The following is a 22,510-nucleotide window of genomic DNA, read 5'->3' as shown; positions in this document are numbered from 1 at the left end:
GAAACCGCGGGGTGCCCGGCGATCCCGGGCACCCGCGTGGTTAAGATTTCGTTTTCCCGCGGGCCGGGGTTCACTCGCGTCACGGGGACACCGCGGTACGGTCCCTGGAACCGCTCGGCGTTACCATCCAAAGGAGAGTGTTTCCCGAAAGTTCGAAGGAAGGCTGACGTGCCGTCCCCCAAAACGCTAAGTTCACCCGCTGGGCGCGGTCGACTTTCTGCGCGGTTGCTCCGGGGTGGAGAGGAACCCGATCCCCGGTTCACGCTGGCCAATGAGCGCACCTTCCTGGCCTGGATCCGCACCTCGCTGGCCCTCCTGGCCGGAGGGATTGCGGTGGAGGCCTTCACCGCGGATCTGTTCGTTCCCGAGATCCGGAAAGCCGTGGCCCTGCTGCTGCTGCTCCTTGCCATGGCCATCGGCGGCGGGGCGTTCTTCCGCTGGCTGGGCGTGGAACGGGCGATGCGGAATAAGACCCCGCTGCCGCTGCCGCTGCTCGCCCCGCTCCTCGCCATTGGCGGCGGGATCACCGCTGCTGTCCTGGTGGTGTTCGTCGTCCTGCGGCCGGCCTAGATGGCTGCACCGCAGTCCGTGCACCAGGATCCGGGCCTGCAGCCTGAGCGGACGGCGCTGGCCTGGGGCCGCACGGCCCTGGCCCTGGTGGTTGCCGGGGCCATCTTCCTGCGCTGGATGCCGCAGCACGGTTGGTTTGCCGGAGTCCTCGTCGCCGTCACCCTGGTCACCGCCGCGGGCATTCAGCTCACGCAAAAGCGCCGCTACGGGCAGGCGTCCACCGGCATTTCAGGTGAAGCCGGCCAGCCGAATACCGAGGCGGCGCTGGCCCTGTCCCTCGCCGTCGTTATCCTGGGCGCCGTGGGGATTATTGCCGTTCTCTGGCTGCCGGTTTCCGGCTAGGCCCCTGCTCCCCCGCTGTTACTCCCCCGTTGTTCCGTCCAGCAGTTCGCGGACGACGTCCAGGTGCCCGCAGTGCCGCCCGGTTTCCTCGACCATGTGGACCAGGACCCAGCGCAGGTTATGGGTCATACCCTCTGCCTTGCCCAGGTCCTCGAGCTGGTACCGGGCGGCCACCTCACGCGATTCGGCGCATGCTGCCTCGTAGTCGGCGATGATCTCGGCCAAGCTGTCGTTTTCGGTCACCCGGAATTCGCCGTCGGGATCAGCATCGCTCCAGCGGGTGGGAACGCCGGCCTGTCCGTCCATCCGTTCGCGGAACCAGGACCGCTCGACGTCGGCCAGGTGCCGGAGCAGACCGGAGACCGTGGTGAGCGAAGGCAGCACCTGCCGGGCGGCGTCGGCGTCGCTGAGCCCTTGGGCCTTGTAGACGGCGCTGGCCCGCAGAAAATCCAGGAATCCGTTCAGGGTGTCGCGTTCGTCGCCGGCGTCCGGCGGATCAATTCGTTCATCGGTGAGCATCCGCCCAGCGTAACGGCCGCCAAGGACCATCCTGCAGCCGGGCGCGTCACAAATCGGCCAGCCGCAGTCCCAGGGCCACCAGCATCAACACTGCCCCGGCGGCGGCCACAATAAACGCTGCGGCCCGGGTGGTCAGCCGGAGCCAGGACTTCCGCCCGGTGGCCGCGGAGTACAGGCCCGTGACCAACAGGATCAGGCCGGCCATCCCGACAAACCCGGGGGCGCCGTTGTCCTCCCCCTGTGCCAGGACCAGCAGCATAAAAACGATGCCCAGGGCAAAACTTGGCCAGTGGAGACCCGTCCCGTGGCGGGCAGGCGTGGCCCCGTGTCTGTGATCCATTGAGCTCATGGTCCGTCCCCTCCTGCTGCCGAGGGCCCCGCCTGGCGGCTCGGCCGGAAGAAACACGGTACGCCTGTTCCCCCTCCGCGTCGCCGGGTGCGGGCTGAGAGGTAGCTGTCAACAGGAAAGGCGCCCCGGTACCCACCCGTGGGTGGAACCAGGGCGCCTTTTCAGGGCCTGGAGCTTTGGCCGATTATTCGCAGCCGATTCCGTCGCCGTCACGGTCCAGGTGCTTGCCGTAACCGGGGCTGCCGATGTAGACCGGGGCCGCTCCGGCTGCTCTGGCAGCCGAGCAGTTCGCATAGTAGACGTTGGCGGGCGCAGGAGCCGGCGCGGGCGGCGCGGGAGCTACGTACTGCTGGCGAGCCTGTTCCTCAGCGAGGCGCTGTGCCTCGGCCGCTGCGGCTGCTGCGGCTGCCGCCGCAGCTTCATCGGCAAGCCGCTGGGTCTCAGCTGCCTGGGCTGCCGCGGCTTCATCAGCGAGCCGCTGGGCCTCGGCCGCTGCCGCTGCGTCCTCGGCGGCCTTCTTGTCCGCTTCGGCCTGACGCGCGGCAACCAGCTTCTCCGAGCTGTCCTTGTCCAGCCAGACAAGCCTGCCGTTCTCATTCTCCGTGCAGACGTAGACCGTGCTTCCGGAGGTCGGCGTCGCAGACGGCGAAGTTTCCGTGGCGGAGGGTGAGGTCTTCGAGGATGCCTTCGCGCTGGAGCTGCTGCTCTGGCTTGCACTCGGACTGGCCTTCGCGGTCTGCGTCTGAGTGGCACTGGCTGTTTTGCAGGCCTGGTTCGCGAGCGGCGTCTGCGTTGGAGAAGGCGAGGCGCTCGTTGTGGAGGGAGCCGGTGTCCCTGCAGCCGCTGGCTCTGAACTTCCCCCGCAACCGGAAAGAGTGACGACGGCAAGCACCATCGCACCGACAGTGACAGTGACTGCCCGGGGACGGGCAGGACGTGCCGCACGGTTAATGGGCACAGGGCGTTGAAGAGGCAGAACAAACATGGATTCCCCCAGGAATAGGTGCAGACGTGGATGCGAACGCATCGGCCAACACGCTAGCAGCAGCTGTGGAGGAAAGGTGTGTCCTGCGTAACGATCCGATTGGGTGTGTCCCTGGGGGCGGTCGATCTGGCCACCTCAAAGTGCTAGGCAACCGTCCCGGCAGAGTCGTCGGTTTCTGCACGGGCGTTGGCCGCCCGGATCAGCAAGGCGGCCGTAAATCCACCGGCGGTGAGAGGCACCGGCTGTCCCTGACCTGCCGACCCCGCCGACGTCGCCGGCCCCGCAAGCGGTCGTGCGGCAACGCGTCCCAGTTCCGTGGCCGCCTCGCAGGTGAGCCGCGGAGCTCTTCCCGTGATCGTCTGCCCGGTGAGCGCAGATACCGCTGCCCAGTCCAGCGGCCCGGCAGCTACTGCGGCGGCAACCTCCTCCAGACCTGGCAGCACGCGTTGACGGCCCAGCCGGTCCCGGACGGTCCAGCCGTTGCCAAACGCCCGAATGGTCAAGCGCGGGCCGGCAGCTCTTTGGAGGAGGCCGGCCACTTCCTGCTTAATTCCCGCCAGCGCCGCGTAGGCGGAAATCCGGGAGACGGAAGCACCGCCGGGACACGCTCCACACATCGAAGACCTCCTACGGCATCACGTCGCCGCTGTTGGGGCCCAGGGTCTGGCCGGTATAGAGGTTACCGCCCGGAGAGGAGGCCAGCAGCAGTGCCGTCGGAGCAATCTCTTCCGCCGTGCCGAACCGTCCCACCGGCAGTTCCGCCTGCTTCGCTGCCTTCCATTCCTCTGACAGCCCGTCGATCAGCGGCGTGAAGACCGGGCCCGGGGCGATTGCGTTGACCAGGATCGAGTGCGGCGCCAGTTCCAGCGCCAGGGCCTTGGTCAGGCCAATCACTCCGGCCTTCGCGGCGCAGTAGTGTGCCAGGCCGGTTCCCCCTTTGATTCCAAGCTGGGAGGAGATGTTGATGATCCGCCCGCCGCGTGCTCCTGCCACCATGTGCGGGGCCGCCCAGCGGGCCGCCAGGAAAACGCCGCGCAGGTCAACGTTGATGGTCAGGTCGAACGCTTCCGGGCTGAGCTCCAGGAACGGCCGCTCATCCAGGATGCCCGCCGAGCTGACCAGGATGTCGATCCCGCCGAAGTCCTGGGCAGCTGCGTCCATGGCTGCTTTGACGTCGTCGCTGTCGGCAACATCGGTCCTCCGGGCAGTCGCTTCCGCACCCAGCTCGATACAGGCCGCGGCTGTTTCCCGGCATTGCGCCTCGTCCAGGTCCAGGAGCGCCAGGTTGGCACCCTCCTGTGCATAAAGCCGGGCGATGGCGGCTCCGATTCCGCTGCCGGCACCGGTGATGACTGCGGTTTGTCCGCTGAGCTGCTGTGTCATGGTTTCTTTCGTTTCGCTGTGGCGGTGGAGCGGTCAGCTGGGCCAGCGGACGGTCAGGCCCCCGTCGACAATGATCTGCTGTCCGGTGACGTACGCAGAGTCGTCACTGGTCAGAAAGCGGATGACGCGTGCGGCTTCGTCCACGGTACCCACCCGGCCGCGCGGGATGATGCTGCCCGCGGCTTCAAGGCCGGACTTCCCCAGGGAGTTGACCCCGTCGAGGGACTGCGGGCTTTCGATCAGGCCCGGGATGACAGCGTTCACGCGGATGCCGCGGGGTGCCAGTTCGACGGCGAGGGAACGGCACATGCCCAGCAGGCCCGCCTTCGCCGCGGCGTAGTGGCTGTGTTCTTCCCAGCCGTAGACACCGCCCGCAATCGACGAGGTGGCTACCATGGCGCCGTCGTGCTCCATCCGGGCCGCGCAGGAGCGGAAGGTGCGCATCACACCGGAAAGATCGACGGACATCATGCCATCCCATGCTTCATCGGTCATCTCCGCCAGCGAGGCACGGCGCAGGATGCCTGCCGCGGCGACGGCAATGTCCAGCCTGCCGAAGCTGTCGAGGGCGGCCTGGGCCAGCGCCTCGGTGTCCTCATACCGGCGGACATCAACGGGCACCGGCACGCAGCGGGCACCCTCGGCTTCGACCAGGGCCACCGTTTCACCGGCGTCGTGCGGGTCGTTGGGCAGGTAGCCGATCACTGAGTGCGCGCCGGCGCGGGCGTAGGCCACTGCCAGCGCCTGTCCGATCCCGCTGGCGCCGCCGGAGATGACGGCGGCTTTTCCTTCGAGCCCGTCGTCGCGCCTCATGCTGCCGCCTCCTTGGGGGTCTTGGTGCTCTCCTGCACAACCTTGCGGGTGCCGAGCATGCACAGCGCGGAAATGATCAGGCCGCCGGTGCCGGTGAGGATGGCTGCCCACTGCATTTCCATGCCCATGAACAGCATCAGGCTGAGCAGCCCGGATCCCGCGATGCCGCCGAGCGGTGCCATGACGTGCGCCACGTTGGTGCCCATGCCGCGCACGTGCGCCGGGTAGGACTCACCCATGTAGTAGAGCAGTGCGGCGTAGGGGCCGCTAAGGAAAAACAGGGTCAGCGCGTACAGCACGATGATGAAGACTTCGCTGCTCGGCCCCAGCAGCATGACCAGGCTCGCGGCGCCGCCGCCGAACCAGCCGATGATGACGGTCTTCTGCCGGCCGATGCGGTCACCGAGCCAGCCGTGGAAAACGTAGCCGGCAAAACCGACGGCGTTCGCCAGGACCAGGATCAGCAGCGCGTTCTCGAACGAAACGCCCTTAGCCTCCACCAGCACCGTGGTGCCGAGGACGGAGAACACCTGGATGGCAGCCCAGTTGAACAGCCAGGCAAGGGACAGCAGGGTGGTGTGGCGGCGCAGCTCCGGGGTGAAGACATCCTTGAAACCGGTCTTGTGCTGGCTGCCTTCTTCGAGATCGTGCTGGGCTGCGAGTGCCTTTGCACCCTCGACGTCGCCGTCCGCCTGGCGTCGCTGGACTTCCTTGATGGCGGCGAACGTGGGTGATTCCGGCAGCCGGGAGGCCATCCAGGCGACGCCCAGTGCCATCACTGCGGCCACCGCAAAGCTCCAGCGCCAGCCGATGACCGGCAGCAGCAGGGCGGAGAGCCCAGCCGACAGCAGTGCCCCGACGGGCCAGCCGCCCTGGACGATCGAGTACATCAGGCCGCGGTTCTTGACGTTCTTGTAGATCTCGTTCAGATAGACGGCGTTGACGACTTCCTCGGACATGGAGAATCCGGAGAAGGAACGGATGATGATCAGGCTGACCGCGCCGGCCGCCATACCGGTGAATCCGGCCGCGGCAGCGCCGCCGAGCATCAGCACGATCAAGGCGTTTTTGCGGCCCAGCCGGTCAATGATCGTTCCGACGGCCAGCGCCACGATGAAGATGCCGACATGGGCGATGGTGTTCACCGCAGTGGACTGGGCAGCGGTCCAGCCGAAGTCCTCGGCGATGACCGGCAGCAGGGTGCCGAAGAGGGTGAAGTCGTAGACCGAGACCACCCAGGCGATGAAGCAGACCAGGGAGACCTTGCGGACAATCTTGGGGGTGATCTGCACATCCCAGGGGGCAACGGCAGTGGTGGGCGGGCGCTTTTTGGGCGCGGCAGTAGTACTCATGTTGGGGTCCTTCTAAAAGGGTGGAGTGGGAGTATCCGGGGTGCGCCGGGAGCGCGCTGGGTCAGCCGGCGCTGCGGGGGTGGCGTTCGGCGAAGTCGCGGGCGATGGTTTCCATGGTGGCGAACTCAACGCCGTCGTGCCCGGCGATGTGGTCGAACAGGCGCTCGAGCATCAGCAGGTTCTGCGGACGGCCGGATACGTCGGGGTGGATGGTCAGCGGGAAGACGCCGTATTCCATTTCCCGGTAGACCCAGTCGAACTGGTCCTTCCACATCTGCTCGATGTCCCGCGGCGAGACGAAGCCGTGGCTGTTGGCGCTGCCCTTGATGAACATCATGGGCGGCAGGTCATCCAGGTACCAGTTGGCGGGGATCTCGATCAGGTCGGTTTCTTCGCCGCGGACCAGCGGCTTCATCCATTCGCGCGCGGAAGCGGCGTCGTAGTTGATCTTGGTCCAGGAGTCGCCGACGCGGACGTAGTACGGCGTGAAGTCGTTGTGCATCAGGGAATGGTCGTAGAGGAATCCACGCTCGAGCAGGATTTCGTTGGTGACGTTGGAGAACTCCCACCACGGCGCCACGTAGCCCACGGGCTTTTTGCCCGTGCGTTCGGTAAACAGGTCGATGCAGTAATCCAGAACTTCGGTTTCCTGCGCGCGGGTCATGGCGATGGGGTTCTCGTGGCTGTAGCCGTGCACGCCGACTTCGTGGCCGGCGGCGACGGTCGCGTCGAACTGCTCCGGGAACGTCTCGATCGAGTGGCCCGGCCAGAACCAGGTCACCGGCATTTCCCGGTCCTGCGCCAATTTGAGCAGGCGGGGTACGCCCACTTCGCCGGCGAAGATGCCGCGGGAAATGTCGCCCGGGGAGTCTTCTCCGCCGTAGGAGCCGAGCCAGCCGCCAACGGCGTCAACGTCGATTCCGACTGAAACATAGATTTTCTTGGACATGTGTTTCCTCCTGGTTGCGTGGCGGCGGTAGTTCGATCAGATGGGCTAGGTGTATGCGGAGAACCGTACGGCGAAGCTCGCCGGATCGGTGTTCCCGGCCAGCAGCAGGGCGGCCAGGATGCGGGCTTGGAAGGGATTGAGGTCCCGGGACGGGATGGCGCCGGCGCGGACCAGGTCCTTGCCGCCGCCGTTTCCATAGGTCGGAACCACCGGACCCCATGGAGTGCGGCTGCTGAGGACCACCGGCACTCCGGCCGCGCTCACCTCCGCGACGGCCTCAGCGAAACCGGGTCCGGCGTTGCCGATGCCGGTTCCAGCCAGGATCAGGGCGTGCGCCCCGTCCCGCGCCGCGTGGAGGAGCAGTTCCGGTGTGGCTCCGGCATAGGCCGTAATGATGTCGGCCCGGACCGCGTCGAACCGGGCTTCCGGCATGGCCAGCGGAGCACGGCGGGCTGGCAGGGCGGAAACTACGACGTCGTCTCCGGCCAGGTGCGCCACCTGCGTCCCGCCGGCGAAGGCGCTCGCGGCTGTGGTGTGGGATTTGCGCGCACCGCGGGCGGAGCGGATTTCACCGGCGAAGGAGATCATCACCCCTGCGCCCCGCAGCCCGGGTTCCGCAGCGGCGGCAATAGCTTCGGCCAGGTTACCCGGCCCATCGGGGCAGGAACTGTCTGCGGTCTGCTGCGCACCGGTAAACACCACGGGCTTCGCCGAATCGTGGACCAGGTCCAGCAGGAAGGCGGTCTCCTCCATGGTGTCGGTTCCGTGCGTGACGACCACGCCATCCACCTCATCCCGGTCCAGGACCTCCCGAACAGTCTCAGCGATGAGGCGGAGGTCGGCAAGGGCCAGACGGTAGCTCCCCGTGGTGAGGATGTCGCGGGAGACGAGGGTGTGCCGGCTCTCCAGAGCCGAGGTCAGCGACTCCGCACCGTCGGACGCCACTGCTCCGCCGGCACCCTGTGCCCGGGAGGCAATGGTGCCGCCGGTTCCTAGTACATGAATCTGAGCCACTGCCCGGTTACTCCTCAAGTTCCTGTTGCATCCGTTACCAAACGTTTGCCGCAAACGTTTGTGTAAGCGTTGGAAGCGATACTATGGGCCTAGGAGTGTGAAGCGCAACACGTTCACGCATTTTTTACATTCAGTCCGCATCTGACATGAAACGGAAACATGGGCGCCCCCGGACAAGTCACCCTGAAGTACCTGGCGAAGGAACTCGGCCTCAACGTCTCCACCGTGTCCCGTGTCCTCAACGACCCGGCCGGAGCAAATTCCAAGTGGGCTGCACCGGCCACCACTGAGCGGATCCTTGCCCTGTCCAAGGATCTTGGCTACAGCCGGAATCCGCATGCCGCATCTCTGCGGACCTCGCGCTCCGACACTGTCGGAGTGATAGTTCCCCGGCTGCAGGACTTTGTCCTGGCCACCATTTACGAAGGCATTGACGAGGCGGCAACCGAACACGGCCTGCTGGCATTGGTGGCCAACTCCCTGGATGACGCCTCCGCTCAGCGGGTGAAGGCAGAACGCCTGCTGAACCGGCGTGCTGACGGACTGATCTTCGGAGATGCGCACCTCCAGGAGCCTTACCTGGATGAACTGCGTACCCGGGGTATTCCGCTGGTGCTGGTCAGCCGGACGTCCGCGGGGCACGTCAGCGTCACGTGCGACGACTATGCCGGCGGACGGCTGATGGCCGAACATTTCCTTGCGGCAGGCCGAACCAGTTTCGGTCTCATCGCGGGCACCCCGACAACCTCGACCTCGCGCGACCGCAGCGCCGGGTTCCTGGATGTGCTCGCTGATGCCGGGCACACCGTACCTGAACAGTGGCTCATCCACGGCGGGTTCGACGCACACTCCGGACAGGAGGCCGCCGCCCGGATCCTGGCCGCCGGCGGCGCCCCCGAGGCCATCTTCGCGGTCAACGACTTCGCGGCAATCGGGGCTATCGGCGTGCTGCGTGAAGCTGGCCTTAATGTCCCCGGCGACGTCGCAGTCGGGGGCTTTAATGACACCCCTCTGGCCGGCGGCGTCAATCTCACCACGGTCCGCTCCCCCATGCATGAGATAGGCCGGCAAGGACTGCTGGCACTCCGCGGGATGATGGACGGAAGTGTTGTGGACAGCGTGCGGCTGGCCCCCGAATTGGTGGTTCGCGGCAGCGGCTAGGAAACGTCAAAAAACTCCTGCTTCCCCCCTTGCCGGCATCCCGCACCGGGGGTACTTTGGTTCGTAATCAATGATTTGGTTGATAAACCGCAACCTTGAATACGCTTGCCGGTTGGCAGCATAGTTTTTCGGTTGCAGCACAGTTTTATTGGTTTGCAGCACACTTTTTTGGTTACAGCACACGAAACGTTGGCCCACACATGAACGAAACCCGTGACGACGCCCTCCTCGACAAGGCCTTCCTGGCCCTTGCCGATCCGGCCCGCCGCCGCATCATCGCCAGGCTCTCCCGGGGCCCGGCAACGGTCAACGAACTGGCGGAACCCTTCGCGATCAGCAAGCAGGCGGTCTCGAAGCACATCCAGGTCCTCGAGCAGGCGCAGCTAGTCACCCGAACCCGTGACGCCCAGCGCCGGCCCGTGCACCTGAACCCCGCACGGCTGGAGGCGCTCACTGCGTGGATCGACCGGTATCGGCTGGTCCGCGAGGAGCAGTTCCGCAGCCTGGACGCCGTGCTCTTCGAACAGGCCGCGCGCAGCGGCCCGCAGGCAAAGGATCCATCATGACCAACGCACTGCAAGTCTCCGTCCCCGAGGGCGTTCCTTTTATCAATTTCTCCCGCGAGCTCGATTTCCCGGTCGCTGCGGTGTTCCAGGCGCACCGGGATCCGGAGCTGATCGTTCAGTGGCTGGGGCCGAGGGGCCTGAAGATGGAAATCGACCATTACGATTTCACCACCGGCGGCTCCTACAAGTACACCCACACCGGACCCGATGGCGTTCCGTACGATTTCTCCGGCATCTTCCACACCGTCCGGGAGAACGAGTTCGCGATCCAGACCTTCGAGTTCTCCGGCTACCCCGACGTCGTCAGCATCGAATCCCAGACGTTCGAGGACCTGGGTGACGGCAGGACCCGGCTCACCGCGCACGCCGTCTACCCCAGCATGGAAGCGCGCGACGGAATGGCTGCCTCCGGCATGGAGGAGGGCCTCGGCGAAGGCTACGACCGGCTCGAAGAACTGCTGGGCACGCTCAGCGAAAAGACCCCGCAGGAGGCATCATGACCAACGCACTGGAAGTCACGGTTCCGGACGGCGTTCCGTATATCGATTACGTCCGCGAGTTCGACTACCCCGCACGGGAGGTGTTCCGCGCCCATGTGGATCCGGAATCCTACCGTCAGTGGATTGGACCCGACGCACTGGAGACCCGGATCGACGGGTTCGAACCGACCTCGGGCGGCAGCTACCGATTTGTACAGACCGACGGCGAGGGCGAATTCGCTTTCCGCGGCGTTTTCCACAGTGTCCGCCCGGACGAGTTCATTCTGCAGACCTTCGAGTATGAGGGTTATCCGGACGAGGCGAGCCTGGACTACATGCACTTCGAGGACCTGCCGGACGGACGTTCCAGGCTTATCGGCCATTCGCTCTATCCCTCGGTGGAAACCCGGGATAACTTCGTCTCCTCAGGCATGGAATCCGGAATGGCCGCCGGCTACGACAAGCTCGAGCAGCTGCTGGCCTTCGCCACCGCCTGACACCCTGCCGGAGACAACGTGTGGAGGAACCATGGACTGGACTCTGGAAGTCGTCGTGCTCCCGGTCCGCGACCTGGACCGCAGCATCGCTTTCTACGCCGACCGGGTGGGTTTTAAGCTCGATCACCACACCGTCACTGAGCAGATGCAGTTCGCCCAGCTGACGCCGCGGGGTTCCGGCTGCTCGATCGTGATCGGCAACCTTCCCGGACAGGCGGAGATGGAGCCGGGCTCCCTCAAGGGCCTGCAGCTGGTGGTTTCCGATGCCGCGGCGGCGCGGGAGGAACTTCTCTCCCGCGGGGTTGAGGCCGGCGGAATCATGGTCCTCGACGAGCGCGACGGTGGAACGATGTTCGGTTTCGAGGACCCGGACGGCAACAGCTGGGTGGTGCAGCAGATCAAGGCACGCGCGGAGAAGCCGCTGATTCCCCGCGGTCCCGAAGCCGCGCCGGCCGGCTGACCCGCCCAGGCGTCCCAACAGTACGACGGCGGCAGCTGCCTTTTCGAGGAAAGGCAGCTGCCGCCGTCGTCGTTTTTTGTCAGGAGCAGCGTCGTGTCTTGCAGGGAGCAGCGCTGGGTTTTCAGGGCCAGGGAATGCGGCGGCCGCGCGCGGGGTTGGTGCTGGCATGGAGACCCCTAATCCCGTCCGCCAGCTGCGGCTGGTGGTCGAAGCAGAAGATTACGACGCCGCCCTCACCTTCTACCGTGATGTCCTCGGCCTGCCCGAACAGGAGGCCTACCAGGGCGAAGACGATGCCCGGGTGACTATCCTGGACGCCGGCCGCGCCACACTGGAGCTGTCCAATCCGGCCCAGGTCCGGATGATCGACCGCGTCGAGGCCGATGGCCGCCCCAGCCTCAAGCTGCGTGTCGCCTTCGAGGTGGACGACGCCGCCGCCGCGACCCGGCAGGCGGTGGACGGCGGTGCGGAGCTGGTTGCCGAACCCCGCGAGACGCCCTGGCGGTCGCTGAACTCCCGGCTCAACGGTCCAGCCGGGCTGCAGCTGACCCTGTTCCAGGAGCTGGACGACCTCCGCTAGCCTGGGCCGGCAGTTTTGGTTGACCGGCACCAGGGAAGGGGAAGGGAGCCGGCCACAGGCTTAGCCCGCGAGCGCAGCGTTCACCCGGTCGATGCCGTAGGCGAAGGCCCGGTCCAGGTCTCCGCCCAGCCGGAAGGCGCCGGCGAGTTCCATGGAAATGAAGCCGGTCAGCCAGGCAGTCATAAACCGTGCGGCTTCCAGGGCATCCGCCTCGCCGACGGCGGCCCGCGCGGCCGCCAGAACCGGCGCGCTGGCCCGGGCCAGGTCCTCGGCCGAAGCGCTGCGGGTACTGAGCAGCCGGAAACCCTCCGGCCGTTCATGGGCGAAATTCCGGTAGGCATAGGCCATCCCGGCCAGAGAGTCCTGCGCTGCGAGCCGTTCCTGAAGTTCCTGCAGCGTGGCCGCGGCGATCAGCGTCAGCAGCGCTTCCCGGTCCCGCACCCGCTTGTAGAGCGACGGCGGCCGGACCCCCACGCGCTCAGCGACCGCCTGCATGGTCACCCGGCCGGGGCCGCCTGACTCCAGGACTTCACGGCCCGCGGCCACGATTTCTGCGAGCGATGTGCGCTGCGGTGTGGGCATACCAAACTCCTGACCCGGAAACGTAAGCTATTGACATTAGCCATCATAGCTAATTACCGTAGCTATATCGCCGGGACACGCCCTGGCCGGTGAAGGAGGAAACAGTGAAGCTTGGACCGCACCTGCACCGGATCGGCAACGACATCGTTGCCGCCTATCTCGTCCTCACCGATGAGGGCATCACCGTCATCGACGCCGGACTCGCCGGGCACTGGCGGGACCTGCAGCGCGAGCTCGCCGCCGTCGGGCGTCCCCTCTCCGACGTGCGCGGAATCGTGCTGACCCATGGGGACACCGACCACCTCGGGTTTGCCGAGCGGCTGCGCCTCACGTCAGGCATTCCCGTCTACGTGCACAGCGCGGACGCCGCCCGGGCCAAGGGCGGGGAGAAGCCCAAAGCGTCCGCGGGCCGGATGCGGCTGGGGCCGACCCTGGGTTTCCTTGCCTACTCCATCCGGAAGGGCGGCTGGCGCACCAAATACCTGACCGACGTCGTTCCCGTGGAGGACGGCGACGTGCTGGACCTGCCCGGCTCCCCGCAGATCATTGGCCTGCCGGGGCATTCGCCCGGGAGCGTGGCCGTGTATGTGCCGGCCGCCGGTGCGCTCTTTGTCGGCGACGCCCTGACCACCCGCCATGTCCTGACCGGACAGCGTGGTCCGCAGCCGGCCCCGTTCACCGACGATCCGGCACAGGCACTGGAAGTGCTCGCGCGCGTCACCGGCCTGCAGCAGGTCGACTGGGTTCTGCCCGGCCATGGGGCTCCGTGGAACGGGCCGGTTGCCGGACTGGCAGCCGAGGTGCGGGCGAAGGCTTAAGCCGGTTGGAGCCGCGCACAGGGGCTTCAGCTCGCGCCGATGTCCTCATTCCACAGTGACGGGTATTCGGTCATGAATTCCTCCACGAGCAGGGCGCAGGCTTCATCGTCCAGGATCTCAAGCTGCACTCCCCTGCTCCGCAGCAGGTCCTCCGCACCCGTGTAGTTCCGGTTTTCACCGATAATCACGCGGGGAATTCCGTAGAGCAGCACCGCACCCGCGCACATGTCACAGGGCGAAAGTGTGGTGACCAGAGTGGCCCGCCGGTAGGAACCGGCGGGCAGCCGGCCGGCCTGCTCCAGACAGTCCATTTCCGCGTGCCGGATCACGCTGCCGAGCTGCTGTCTGCGGTTGCGCCCCGTCGCCACAATCGCGCCTTCAACGTACAGAGCCGACCCAATGGGAATACCGCCTTCAGCCAGGCCCTTCCGGGCGGCGTTCAGGGCGGGCAGCAACAACTCCGATGTCATGGCCCCACAGTAGGAGCCGCAGCCCCCGGCAGGGAAGGGCCTTGCGAACTTCAGGCTCCGGGGGCATGCGGTAGATCAACGGCGTCCCGTGCCTCCGCCACGATGTCCCGCACGGCCGGAGCCACCTCAGCCCCGAAGCGGGCCAGGTCGGTGGCATCGTCGCTGGCCAGGATGAAGCCCGAGATCCCGTAGTCCAGTGCCAGTTCCGCCAGCAGCCCGGCGGAGGTGACAGACCCGCTGATATTCAGCAGCCGACGGACAGCGGACGGGCTGCGCCCGGCACCGGCAGCGGCGTCGTCGATCCGTGCGTTCAGTCCGGCCAGCTCCCCCGGTCCTCCCGGCAGGTAGCCCAGTGAGGCGAACCAGCCGTCTGCCAGTTCTCCGGTGAGCCGGAGCATGCGTGGTTTGTAGGCACCGAGCCAGGTGCCGACGCCGTGCGCCGGTGCCGGACCGCGTTTGGCGCCGTCGACCCTGTGGATGCTGCCCTCCACCCGCAGCGGGGTGCCCGCGGAGACATCCCAGATCCCGCGGATAATCCGGATGGCCTCTTCCAATCCGGTGACCGCCTCACCCGGGCTGAGCCGGTCTCCGCCGGCGGCCGCAATCGCGTCCCAGAAGGCTCCGGCGCCGAGTCCGAGCTCGAAGCGGCCACCGCTGAGCAGATCGAGGCTGGCCGCGCTCCGGGCGACGACGGCCGGCTGCCGCAGCGGCAGGTTCAACACATCGGTGGCCAGGCGGATCCTGGTGGTCCGCGCAGCCACGTAGGAGAGCAGCGTCCAGGTGTCCAGGAACCGCGGCTGGTACGGGTGGTCCTGGAACGCGGCCAGGTCCAGTCCAGCTGTTTCAGCGGTTTGCGCCAGCTCCACAGCGCGCTGCGGCGGGGAGGCCGACGGCGTGATGAAGGCTCCGAACAGCAGGTCGCGGCCGTAATCAGGCATCGTGGACTCCTGGCGTCTGGGGTGCGTGGTGGCCCAGCCTAGTCCTCCGGTGCGGCATCCGGGCAACCGGGTTTGTAGGCTGGAAGACGTGCCCCTTGAGATTCCCGCCGCCCCCGCCAGTGTTTCCACGGCCGGGGCAGGACGTTTTGCTCCCAGCCCCTCAGGTGAGCTGCACGTCGGCAACCTCCGGACCGCCCTGCTGGCCTGGCTATTCGCCCGCAGCACCGGCCGGGACTTCTTCCTCCGGGTGGAGGATCTGGACCAGGCCCGTGCCGGGGCGGAAGCTGCGCAGCTGCGTGACCTGGCCGCCGTCGGGCTGGACTGGGACGCCGGGATCCTCCGCCAGTCTGACCGCACTACGGTCTACCTCGAAGCGATTCAACGGCTGCAGGAAGAGGGCAGGGTCTACGAGTGCTTCTGCACACGCAGCGAGATCTCCGACGCACCCCGTGCCCCGCACTCCCCGCCCGGATCCTATCCGGGGACCTGCCGCAACCTGTCGGAGCAGGAACGTGAACGACGCCGGCGCGAACGTCCGCCGGCCCTCCGGCTTCGGTCCGAGGTCACCGAGTACACCGTCCACGATGTCCTGCACGGCGAGTACACCGGCATGGTTGATGACCTGGTGCTGCTGCGCAACGACGGCGTCCCGCCCTACAACCTTGCCGTCGTCGTCGACGATGCAGCCCAGGGCATCAACCAGGTGGTCCGCGGTGACGACCTCTTGTCCTCCACCCCCCGGCAGGCGTACCTCGCGTCGCTGCTGGGGCTGCCTCCGGTGGACTACGTCCATGTCCAGCTGGTGCTGGGGCCTTCCGGCAAGCGGCTGGCCAAGCGCGACGGCGCCGTGACGCTGGGCGGTTTGGCGGAGCTGGGCATCTCAGCCCAGGAGGCGACGGCGATGATCCTCGGTTCGCTGGGCCTGCCGGGTACCCTGCCGGAGGCCTTGGCTGCGTTTGACCCTGCCCAGCTGCCGCTGCATCCGTGGGTCTTTGAACCGCCGGGACTTTAAGCTGGCCGGTGCCTGGGCTATCCGTGCCCGGGCCGGGCGGCGGCGCATTGCCGGGTTCAGGGGGGTGGCCAGGTCCTGCCGCTGAGGTGTTCACTGGTGGCATGCCCCTCACCGGTGAATATGTCCCAAGTCCCAGCAACTGGTCAGCGAAGCAGGCCGAGGAAATTGAGTCCTCCGGCGGCACCCGCGGCACCACGCTCAATGGACGCCCCGTCATCCTGCTGACCACCAAGGGCGCCAGGACCGGCAAGCTGCGCAAGACCCCGCTGATGCGCGTGGAGCACGACGGCGTTTATGCGGTGGTTGCCTCGCTCGGAGGCGCTCCCCGGCATCCGGTCTGGTACTTCAACGTCAAGGCCCATCCGCATGTGGAGCTGCAGGACGGCCCGCAGAAGTGGGACATGCAGGCCCGCGAAGTCACCGGTGAGGAGAAGGCCCTGTGGTGGGAACGTGCCGTCGAGGCCTATCCGCCGTACGCCGATTACCAGGCGAAAACGGACCGGGAAATCCCGGTGTTTGTTCTGGAACGTATGGACGCCGGGTAAGGCCTGCGGCGCAGTCAGCAGTCCTAGACGGCAACGTACCGGGTGAACCACAGCCGGTAACGGAATCTTCCCAGCCGGATGGAGAGCACCGGGGAATCAATCTTGGCTTCCCGATGGCTGTGGACTGCCTGTGAGGCATCCTGTTCCGGCTCTGGTCCGGCACCCTTGCCCACGCCAGCAGTCCGGCGATCCCCGTGGCCGGCAACCTGGTTAGCTAGGCCGCCGCTCCGGCTGTTCTCGACTCTCTGTTCCACGCTCCGCCCGACTCTCTGTTCCACGCTCCGCCCGACTCTCTGTTCCACGCTTCGCCCGATTGTCCGCCCGGCTCTCCGGCGGCGCTCTCTGTTTGCCCGGGCTGTGTTTGCGCGCGCTGCCTCGGCCACTCGTTCCCGGTAGTCCAGTTTTGCCAGCTCAATCTCCATCAGCCCCATGTGCTTCCCTCTCCTTGCCCTGCCGGTTCTCGCCGCCAAGTTCCGTCTCCCGCATCGTGCCAAGTGCTGGGCCTGGAATCAGCGCTGCACCTGGAACAACGCTGCATCGGGAACCAGCGCCGCATCTGGGACTAAGGCTATGAGCATGCACAGCAGCGGACGACGCAGTTCAGGACAGGTACGGTCCGCATCCGACGGGTCTTTTTCCCCGGTTCCAAGACTCGCCCTGGCCCACCCCATGCCTAGCCGACCCTATGGCTAGGAGGTGCAGCCGACTCCGTCGCCGTCGCCGTCGAACTTTGGATCCCAGCCCGGATCGCCGGGACGGATCGGTGCGGCACCCGCAGCCTTGACAGCCGAGCAATTCGCATAGACCGGCGTCGCAGTCCCTCCGGTTGTACCGCTGGCTGGGCCGCCCGCCGCCCGGGCGGCTGTTCCTTCCCGGGCCGGAACCGGCTCATCCGGGCAGCCGGAGAGGACCGTGGCGATCGCATCGTGCTCAGCCTGGGTCATCCAGAGCCCGTACTCCGCCTTCACCGCGGTCTGCCGCGCGACGTATTCGCAGCGGAAGCCCTTGTTCGGCGGCAGCCAGGTGGCGGCGTCGGAGTCTGACTTTGCCCCGTTGGCGGGGCCATCGGCGGCGAGGAGGTTCAGCGGATCATTGGCGAGCTGGCGGCGTTGGTCCGCGCTCAGCTGCTGGGCACCCTTCTGCCACGCGTCGGACAGCGCCACCACATGATCAATCTGCACCGCTGTGCTGGTGGTGTTGCCGCGGACGAAGCTGATGGAGGTTCCGGTGTACGGGTCAAGGAAGGTGCCGGAGGTAATCACGCAGTCCTTGGTGCCCTCCCGGAAGGCCAGGTTCACCAGGTCCCGGGCCAGGATGTCGTTGCGGGTGTCGCAGCCGTTGCGGTCGACGTCGGCCCAGGCCGGCCCAAATTCTTCCCGGTCGTAACCGGTTTTCGGTGCCCGTCCCTTGATGGTGATCCCGGCAAGCTGCTCTAGTGCGGTTCCGGCCTGGGCCTGCTGCGTGGGTGGCGCGGCGGCTGCGGGCCCGGATTCCTGGGGGACGCAGGCGGTTCCGAAGAGGAGGAACGAAAGGACGGACAAGGACAGCAGAGTGGAGCGCAGGTATTTCATTTGGCATCAATTATCGGCGTCCTTCACCGGAAAGCCGGGGAGGCTCACGGCGCGCCCTTTCGCTGGCCCGTACGGCCGCGTAAATTCGGTGGTGCAACCCCTCACGAGGAGAACCCATGGCCACCGGCAAGAACACCATCCCCACCGGCCCCAAGCAGGCGAATCCCGAAGGGAAACGGTCTGCCGCATCCGACGGTGCAGACCCACGGATGTCGGTTGCGGAGGACTATGCTGCGGAGCTCGATGAGCTGGAGGAGCTGGACTCCACGACGGCGGTTAGGCCGGAAAAGGGCGACGACGCCGCCTGGACGCACAACTATCCGTATGACAAGAAGCTCTCCCGCCGTTCCTATAACCTGCAGAAGCGCCAGCTGCAGATCGAGCTGCTGAAGATGCAGCTGTGGGTCAAGGAAACCGGGCAGAAGATGCTGATCATCTTCGAAGGCCGCGATGCCGCCGGAAAAGGCGGCGCGATCAAGCGCTTCAACGAACATCTGAATCCTCGTGGCGCCCGAGTTGTGGCATTGGAAAAGCCGACCGATCAGGAACGCACGCAATGGTACTTCCAGCGGTACGTCTCCCGGCTTCCCAGCGGCGGGGAGATCGTGATGATGGACCGTTCCTGGTACAACCGTGCCGGCGTCGAGCGCGTCATGAATTACTGCACCCCGGCCCAGTATCTGGAGTTCATGCGCGAAGTGCCCGAGCTGGAACGGATGCTGGTGAACTCCGGTGTCCTGCTGCGCAAGCTGTGGTTCTCGGTGGGGCGGGCCGAACAGCTGGCGAGGTTTGCGGCGCGTGAAACGGATCCGGTCAAACAGTGGAAGCTCTCCCCCACCGACCTGGCCAGCCTGGACAAATGGGATGACTATACCGAGGCCAAGGAAGCCATGTTCTTCTACACGGACACGGGCGATGCGCCGTGGACGGTGGTGAAATCCAACGACAAGAAGCGTGCCCGGCTTGAGGCGATGCGTTTTGTCCTGCACGGAGTGGACTACCCGAACAAGGACCTGAGCGTGGCGCACGCACCGGACCAGCTGATCGTGGGTCCGGCAGCCAGCCACTACGAGGAGGGCGAAGAGCCCGGCGGAATGTTTCCCGTGGTCAAACCGCAGAACTGACGCGGTCAGTGTTGCATATGATGACTGGGTGACTGCTACCCGAAGACTCCCATGAGTTCGCGCCTGCACAGCCTGGTGATCGAATCGCTCGGGCGGAGAATTGTCTCCTGTGAGCTCGCCCCCGGCGACACCATGCTCTCCGAACAGCTGGAGTCGGAGCTGAACGTTTCCCGTTCCGTTGCCCGGGAGGCGGTCCGTGTGCTGCAGTCCCTTGGCCTGGTGGAAACGGTTAAGCGGGTGGGGATCCGGGTGCTTCCGGAAACGTCCTGGAACGTCTTCGATCCTTATATTGTGCGGTGGCGGCTCGCAGCCAAGTCAGGTAAGGGCGCCCAGTTGAGGTCCCTGACCGAGCTGCGTTCCGCCGTCGAGCCTGCTGCCGCTGAGCTCGCGGCGCAGCACGCGCCGGAAGACATGGCCGCCGAGCTGATGGCGGTTGCCGCGAAGATGCGTGCCGTGGGCCGTGCCGGGGATCTGCAGCAGTTCCTGGAGCTGGACATCCATTACCACGCACTGGTTCTGGCCGCCTCGGGCAACGAAATGTTCAGCCAGATGCAGTCGATGATCGCCGAGGTCCTTCGCGGACGGACCGACTACGGACTTATGCCCACCCATCCGCACGAAGAGGCACTGCAGTGGCATGTCGACGTCGCCAACGCCATCCAGGCGGGTCGGCCGGAAGCAGCCCGCGACGCGATGAACAAAATCATGCGGCGGACAGAGTCTGAAGTTGGGGGCGTCTGGAAAGACGAACCGAGGATCTTCACGCAGCCGAAGGTTTTGGAAGGGTAGTAGTCGTGTTGGCCGTGGCGGGGGCGGCGGTACGGAGCGGGAGACGCGGGAGCGGGCGGAGGCGGGCGCGGAGCGGAGGCGCGGAGCGGGGCGGAGGCGCGGCGGGCGGCGCGGCGGGCGGCGCGGGCGCGGGAGCGGGCGCGGCGCGGGCGCGGAGCGGAGGCGCGGCGGGCGGCGCAGAGCGGCGCGGGAGCGGGCGGCGCAGAGCGGCGCGGGCGGAACGGGCGACGGCGGAGCGGAGCGGGCGGCGCGGAGAGGGACAAACAGCGACCGTGGCAGCGGCGGGCGCGGAGCCGGAGCCGACCGGAGCGGAGGCGCGGAGCCGACCGGGGCGGAGCCGGAGCCGACCGGGGCGGAGGCGCGGAGCCGACCGGGGCGGAACGGGCGACGGCGGAGCGGAGCCGACCGGGGCGGAGCGGGCGGCGGCGGAGCCTGGCAACACCGAAGCAGTAGCCGGCAACGCGGCCCCGATTCTTCTCCTCCACAGGTGCCGGTCCCCACCGGAGGCAAGAATTCTTATCCACAGTTGGACCCTCCACTGTCCCGGGGTCGGCTACTGATTTCTAGTCTTTGACCATGTTGGAGATGGAAGCGGCACTACGCGGCGGAACTCATTGGGCGGGTTCCGAGATGCCCATGCCACGCCCGAAACGCCATATGCCGGCGATCCGTCCATTTCTCCCTGAGTCGAAGGGTGTTCTCCCTGAATCCACGGACGTTCTCTCGGAACACGCAGATGCGAATCCGTTCTCTGACCAGAAAGCCACCCACCCGTCCCTCAAACGTGCAGGCCACGCCCGAGTCGTCGAAGTCCGTGAATGGATTGGCCGTTTGGAGGATAGTGACTCGGACGCTGTTCTTCTGAACGATTCCGATCTAATTGACCTGACTCGGGTCTTGGAAGAGTTGAAGTCTGCGGCAGCGGCAGCGCAGGCACGCACAGCGGCTGCGTTTGATGCCTCTCAGCGGCTGGCCCAGGCCAGGGCCGGGCTGCCCGCCGCCCAGCTTGGGCGCGGTGTTGGAGCGCAGATCGCGTTGGCCCGGAGGGACTCACCCCACCGTGGGGGCCGGCACCTCGGCCTTGGCAAGGCCCTTGTTCACGAGATGCCCCACACTCTCCGTGCCTTATCCACCGGGCTCCTCAGCGAATGGCGCGCCACCCTCCTGGTCCGGGAAACCGCCTGCCTCGAGGTGGAAGACCGCCGCCGGATCGATGCCCTGATCTGCGGGAACCCGGCCGCATTAGAAGGGGTCGGAGACCGCAAACTCATAGCCAGGATCCGGTCCCTCACCCAGGCCATCGATCCCGCCTCGCAGGTGCGCCGGCACGCCAGAGCCGTCGCAGACAGATACGTGTCCTGCCGCCCGGCACCGGACACCATGTCCTATCTGACCGGGCTGCTGCCCGTCGCCCAGGGCGTAGCCGTGTTCACCGCCCTGTCCCGGACCGCTGATAGCTTGCGCTCCTCCGGGGACGAACGAGGCCGGGGCCAGATCATGGCCGACACCCTCGTCGAGCGAATCACCGGGCAGGCCACCGCAGCCCAGGTTCCGGTCGAGGTCCAGCTCGTAATGACCGACCGGACACTCTTCGACCAGACATGCTTCACCAACGGCTTCTGGTCCGAGATGGCAGTTCCCGGCGGAACCGGTGACCCAGTGTCCGAACACCAGATCTTCCGAGCTCCTGAACATGCTTCGGCTCTGCCGCCCGATCCGGCCCCAGCGCCCGTTCCGGAAGCAGCGCCCGTTCCGGAAGCAGCGACCGTTCCGGAATCAGCCGCATCGGCTGCTTCCGAGTCAGTCCTGGCCACGAGAGACGAGAAATTATCGACACCACCGCAGGACGAGTCGGGGTACTTCCCCGGTTACGGGACCGTTCCCGGCCAATGGGCCAGGGACCTCATCACCGACGCCCTTCACGGGCTGGATCCGGACCCGGAAGCCGAGAAAATCCCGCCCGAAGAACGTATCCCGCATCCTCGGCATAGCCCGCCCCAACACCACACCGCATCCGAACAACCCAGCTCGCCCGGCCAACCCGGCCAGCCCGGCCAACCCGGCCAGCCCGGCCAACCCGGCCAGTCCGGCCGACCCGGAACACCAATCAATGGAAACAACCCGGACCTGCACCCACCCGAGGTTCCGCTTCGGGAACAGATCCGCGGCCACGCCCGCGAACATGCCTCCGATCTAGTCCGTGTGACCCTGCGCCGGCTCTATCTGGACTCCGCCACCGGTGAACTGATCGCCATGGATTCCCGCGCCCGGTACTTCCCGCCGGGATTGGCCCGCCTTATCCGCACCCGGGACCGAACCTGCCGCACGCCGTGGTGCGATGCACCCATCCGGCATATCGACCACATCCGCCCCCACTCCGCCGGCGGACCAACCAACTACACCAACGGACAAGGACTCTGTGAAGCCTGCAACCACGCCAAAGAAGCACCCGGCTGGACCGCTGGGACAGCAGCCGCCCAGGGCCAACGCCGCACAGTCCGGACCGTCACACCCACCGGCCACACGTACCTCTCCACCGCACCGCCCCTGCCTGGAGCGCCGTTGGACTAGGACAGCGCTTCCGCTGAGAACCGCGCCGCTTCTCCCAGTCCTGGTTTGACCGGGTTCGTGATTCATCTGAC

At 66.6% G+C, this 22,510-nt stretch carries 27 protein-coding genes; 14 read left to right on the top strand and 13 right to left on the bottom strand.

Annotated features, from left to right (window positions below; genetic code table 11):
• Positions 1 to 168: 168 nt before the first annotated feature.
• A complete protein-coding gene (locus tag ArtHe_RS01005) occupies positions 169 to 570 on the top strand; it encodes a DUF202 domain-containing protein (protein WP_066302373.1) in 402 nt (133 codons plus the stop codon).
• A complete protein-coding gene (locus tag ArtHe_RS01000) occupies positions 571 to 912 on the top strand; it encodes a DUF202 domain-containing protein (RefSeq protein WP_248318347.1) in 342 nt (113 codons plus the stop codon).
• Positions 913 to 930: 18 nt separating this feature from the next.
• Here ArtHe_RS01000 and ArtHe_RS00995 read toward each other — a convergent pair whose 3' ends face one another.
• The 9 genes from ArtHe_RS00995 to ArtHe_RS00955 all read right to left on the bottom strand — a co-directional run bounded on the left by ArtHe_RS00995 (position 931) and on the right by ArtHe_RS00955 (position 8,276).
• Positions 931 to 1,431: a DinB family protein gene (locus ArtHe_RS00995; protein WP_248318346.1), complete on the bottom strand. Its 501-nt coding sequence runs from the start codon at positions 1,429 to 1,431 to the stop codon at positions 931 to 933.
• Between the two features lie 46 nt (positions 1,432 to 1,477).
• The gene (locus ArtHe_RS00990; protein ID WP_151724068.1) at positions 1,478 to 1,780 is read right to left on the bottom strand and encodes a hypothetical protein; all 303 of its coding nucleotides are present in this window, start codon (positions 1,778 to 1,780) and stop codon (positions 1,478 to 1,480) included.
• A gap of 184 nt (positions 1,781 to 1,964) precedes the next feature.
• Positions 1,965 to 2,738 carry an excalibur calcium-binding domain-containing protein gene (locus ArtHe_RS00985; RefSeq protein WP_248318345.1) on the bottom strand — a complete coding sequence of 258 codons (774 nt, stop codon included), beginning with the start codon at positions 2,736 to 2,738 and terminating at the stop codon, positions 1,965 to 1,967.
• A gap of 170 nt (positions 2,739 to 2,908) precedes the next feature.
• Positions 2,909 to 3,268: a hypothetical protein gene (locus ArtHe_RS00980; RefSeq protein WP_248318344.1), complete on the bottom strand. Its 360-nt coding sequence runs from the start codon at positions 3,266 to 3,268 to the stop codon at positions 2,909 to 2,911.
• Positions 3,269 to 3,392: 124 nt separating this feature from the next.
• Positions 3,393 to 4,148 carry an SDR family NAD(P)-dependent oxidoreductase gene (locus tag ArtHe_RS00975; RefSeq protein ID WP_248318343.1) on the bottom strand — a complete coding sequence of 252 codons (756 nt, stop codon included), beginning with the start codon at positions 4,146 to 4,148 and terminating at the stop codon, positions 3,393 to 3,395.
• Positions 4,149 to 4,181: 33 nt separating this feature from the next.
• Entirely contained in the window at positions 4,182 to 4,961 is a 780-nt protein-coding gene (locus ArtHe_RS00970) for an SDR family oxidoreductase (protein WP_066302359.1), read from the bottom strand.
• Positions 4,958 to 6,313, bottom strand: a complete 1,356-nt coding sequence (locus tag ArtHe_RS00965; protein WP_248318342.1) for an MFS transporter — start codon at positions 6,311 to 6,313, stop codon at positions 4,958 to 4,960. The genes ArtHe_RS00970 and ArtHe_RS00965 overlap by 4 nt, the downstream gene beginning before the upstream one ends.
• A 61-nt stretch (positions 6,314 to 6,374) precedes the next feature.
• Positions 6,375 to 7,262: a polysaccharide deacetylase gene (locus tag ArtHe_RS00960; RefSeq protein WP_248318341.1), complete on the bottom strand. Its 888-nt coding sequence runs from the start codon at positions 7,260 to 7,262 to the stop codon at positions 6,375 to 6,377.
• Between the two features lie 45 nt (positions 7,263 to 7,307).
• Positions 7,308 to 8,276, bottom strand: a complete 969-nt coding sequence (locus ArtHe_RS00955; protein WP_248318340.1) for an asparaginase — start codon at positions 8,274 to 8,276, stop codon at positions 7,308 to 7,310.
• Between the two features lie 159 nt (positions 8,277 to 8,435).
• On the opposite strand from ArtHe_RS00955, the gene ArtHe_RS00950 reads away from it, so the two are divergent.
• From ArtHe_RS00950 to ArtHe_RS00925, 6 genes are all read left to right on the top strand, one after another.
• Entirely contained in the window at positions 8,436 to 9,437 is a 1,002-nt protein-coding gene (locus ArtHe_RS00950; RefSeq protein ID WP_248318339.1) for a LacI family DNA-binding transcriptional regulator, read from the top strand.
• Positions 9,438 to 9,637: 200 nt separating this feature from the next.
• On the top strand, positions 9,638 to 10,003 hold the full coding sequence (locus ArtHe_RS00945) for a metalloregulator ArsR/SmtB family transcription factor (protein WP_066302346.1): 366 nt from the start codon (positions 9,638 to 9,640) through the stop codon (positions 10,001 to 10,003).
• Positions 10,000 to 10,503, top strand: a complete 504-nt coding sequence (locus tag ArtHe_RS00940) for an SRPBCC family protein (RefSeq protein ID WP_066302342.1) — start codon at positions 10,000 to 10,002, stop codon at positions 10,501 to 10,503. Before ArtHe_RS00945 ends, ArtHe_RS00940 begins: the two co-directional genes overlap by 4 nt.
• Entirely contained in the window at positions 10,500 to 10,979 is a 480-nt protein-coding gene (locus tag ArtHe_RS00935; protein ID WP_066302340.1) for an SRPBCC family protein, read from the top strand. The genes ArtHe_RS00940 and ArtHe_RS00935 overlap by 4 nt, the downstream gene beginning before the upstream one ends.
• A gap of 31 nt (positions 10,980 to 11,010) precedes the next feature.
• A complete protein-coding gene (locus tag ArtHe_RS00930; RefSeq protein WP_066302338.1) occupies positions 11,011 to 11,439 on the top strand; it encodes a VOC family protein in 429 nt (142 codons plus the stop codon).
• Between the two features lie 166 nt (positions 11,440 to 11,605).
• Complete coding sequence (locus ArtHe_RS00925; protein WP_066302335.1) at positions 11,606 to 12,019, top strand: VOC family protein; 414 nt, start codon at positions 11,606 to 11,608, stop codon at positions 12,017 to 12,019.
• A 60-nt stretch (positions 12,020 to 12,079) separates the two neighbouring features.
• Here the strand turns inward: ArtHe_RS00925 and ArtHe_RS00920 are convergent, their stop codons facing one another.
• A complete protein-coding gene (locus tag ArtHe_RS00920) occupies positions 12,080 to 12,601 on the bottom strand; it encodes a TetR/AcrR family transcriptional regulator (protein WP_248318338.1) in 522 nt (173 codons plus the stop codon).
• Positions 12,602 to 12,705: 104 nt separating this feature from the next.
• Here ArtHe_RS00920 and ArtHe_RS00915 point away from each other — a divergent pair, with 104 nt between their 5' ends.
• Positions 12,706 to 13,419, top strand: a complete 714-nt coding sequence (locus tag ArtHe_RS00915; protein ID WP_248318337.1) for an MBL fold metallo-hydrolase — start codon at positions 12,706 to 12,708, stop codon at positions 13,417 to 13,419.
• A gap of 26 nt (positions 13,420 to 13,445) precedes the next feature.
• On the opposite strand, the gene ArtHe_RS00910 is transcribed toward ArtHe_RS00915, so the two are convergent.
• Together ArtHe_RS00910 and ArtHe_RS00905 are read right to left on the bottom strand one after the other, a co-directional pair.
• Complete coding sequence (locus ArtHe_RS00910; protein WP_066302329.1) at positions 13,446 to 13,889, bottom strand: nucleoside deaminase; 444 nt, start codon at positions 13,887 to 13,889, stop codon at positions 13,446 to 13,448.
• A gap of 50 nt (positions 13,890 to 13,939) precedes the next feature.
• Positions 13,940 to 14,827, bottom strand: coding sequence for an LLM class flavin-dependent oxidoreductase (locus ArtHe_RS00905; RefSeq protein ID WP_349238371.1), 888 nt, complete (start codon positions 14,825 to 14,827; stop codon positions 13,940 to 13,942).
• Positions 14,828 to 14,915: 88 nt separating this feature from the next.
• Between ArtHe_RS00905 and gluQRS the strand changes: the two genes are divergently transcribed.
• Together gluQRS and ArtHe_RS00895 are read left to right on the top strand one after the other, a co-directional pair.
• The gene (gluQRS, locus tag ArtHe_RS00900) at positions 14,916 to 15,839 is read left to right on the top strand and encodes a tRNA glutamyl-Q(34) synthetase GluQRS (RefSeq protein ID WP_248318336.1); all 924 of its coding nucleotides are present in this window, start codon (positions 14,916 to 14,918) and stop codon (positions 15,837 to 15,839) included.
• A 101-nt stretch (positions 15,840 to 15,940) separates the two neighbouring features.
• Complete coding sequence (locus ArtHe_RS00895; RefSeq protein ID WP_248318335.1) at positions 15,941 to 16,384, top strand: nitroreductase family deazaflavin-dependent oxidoreductase; 444 nt, start codon at positions 15,941 to 15,943, stop codon at positions 16,382 to 16,384.
• Positions 16,385 to 17,073: 689 nt separating this feature from the next.
• Here the strand turns inward: ArtHe_RS00895 and ArtHe_RS00890 are convergent.
• On the bottom strand, positions 17,074 to 17,955 hold the full coding sequence (locus tag ArtHe_RS00890; RefSeq protein WP_248318334.1) for a DUF1524 domain-containing protein: 882 nt from the start codon (positions 17,953 to 17,955) through the stop codon (positions 17,074 to 17,076).
• A 209-nt stretch (positions 17,956 to 18,164) separates the two neighbouring features.
• On the opposite strand from ArtHe_RS00890, the gene ppk2 reads away from it, so the two are divergent.
• The 3 genes from ppk2 to ArtHe_RS00875 all read left to right on the top strand — a co-directional run bounded on the left by ppk2 (position 18,165) and on the right by ArtHe_RS00875 (position 22,439).
• Positions 18,165 to 19,079, top strand: coding sequence for a polyphosphate kinase 2 (ppk2, locus tag ArtHe_RS00885; protein ID WP_248319624.1), 915 nt, complete (start codon positions 18,165 to 18,167; stop codon positions 19,077 to 19,079).
• A 51-nt stretch (positions 19,080 to 19,130) separates the two neighbouring features.
• Positions 19,131 to 19,868: an FCD domain-containing protein gene (locus ArtHe_RS00880; RefSeq protein ID WP_248318333.1), complete on the top strand. Its 738-nt coding sequence runs from the start codon at positions 19,131 to 19,133 to the stop codon at positions 19,866 to 19,868.
• 831 nt (positions 19,869 to 20,699) lie between these two features.
• Complete coding sequence (locus ArtHe_RS00875) at positions 20,700 to 22,439, top strand: HNH endonuclease signature motif containing protein (RefSeq protein WP_248318332.1); 1,740 nt, start codon at positions 20,700 to 20,702, stop codon at positions 22,437 to 22,439.
• Positions 22,440 to 22,510 lie beyond the last annotated feature (71 nt).

It is taken from the genome of Arthrobacter sp. Helios (genome assembly GCF_023167125.1).
Taxonomy (GTDB): domain Bacteria; phylum Actinomycetota; class Actinomycetes; order Actinomycetales; family Micrococcaceae; genus Arthrobacter_B; species Arthrobacter_B luteolus.
The sequence above is the reverse complement of the archived record's forward strand: the minus strand, read 5'-3'. Positions and strand labels throughout refer to the sequence as shown.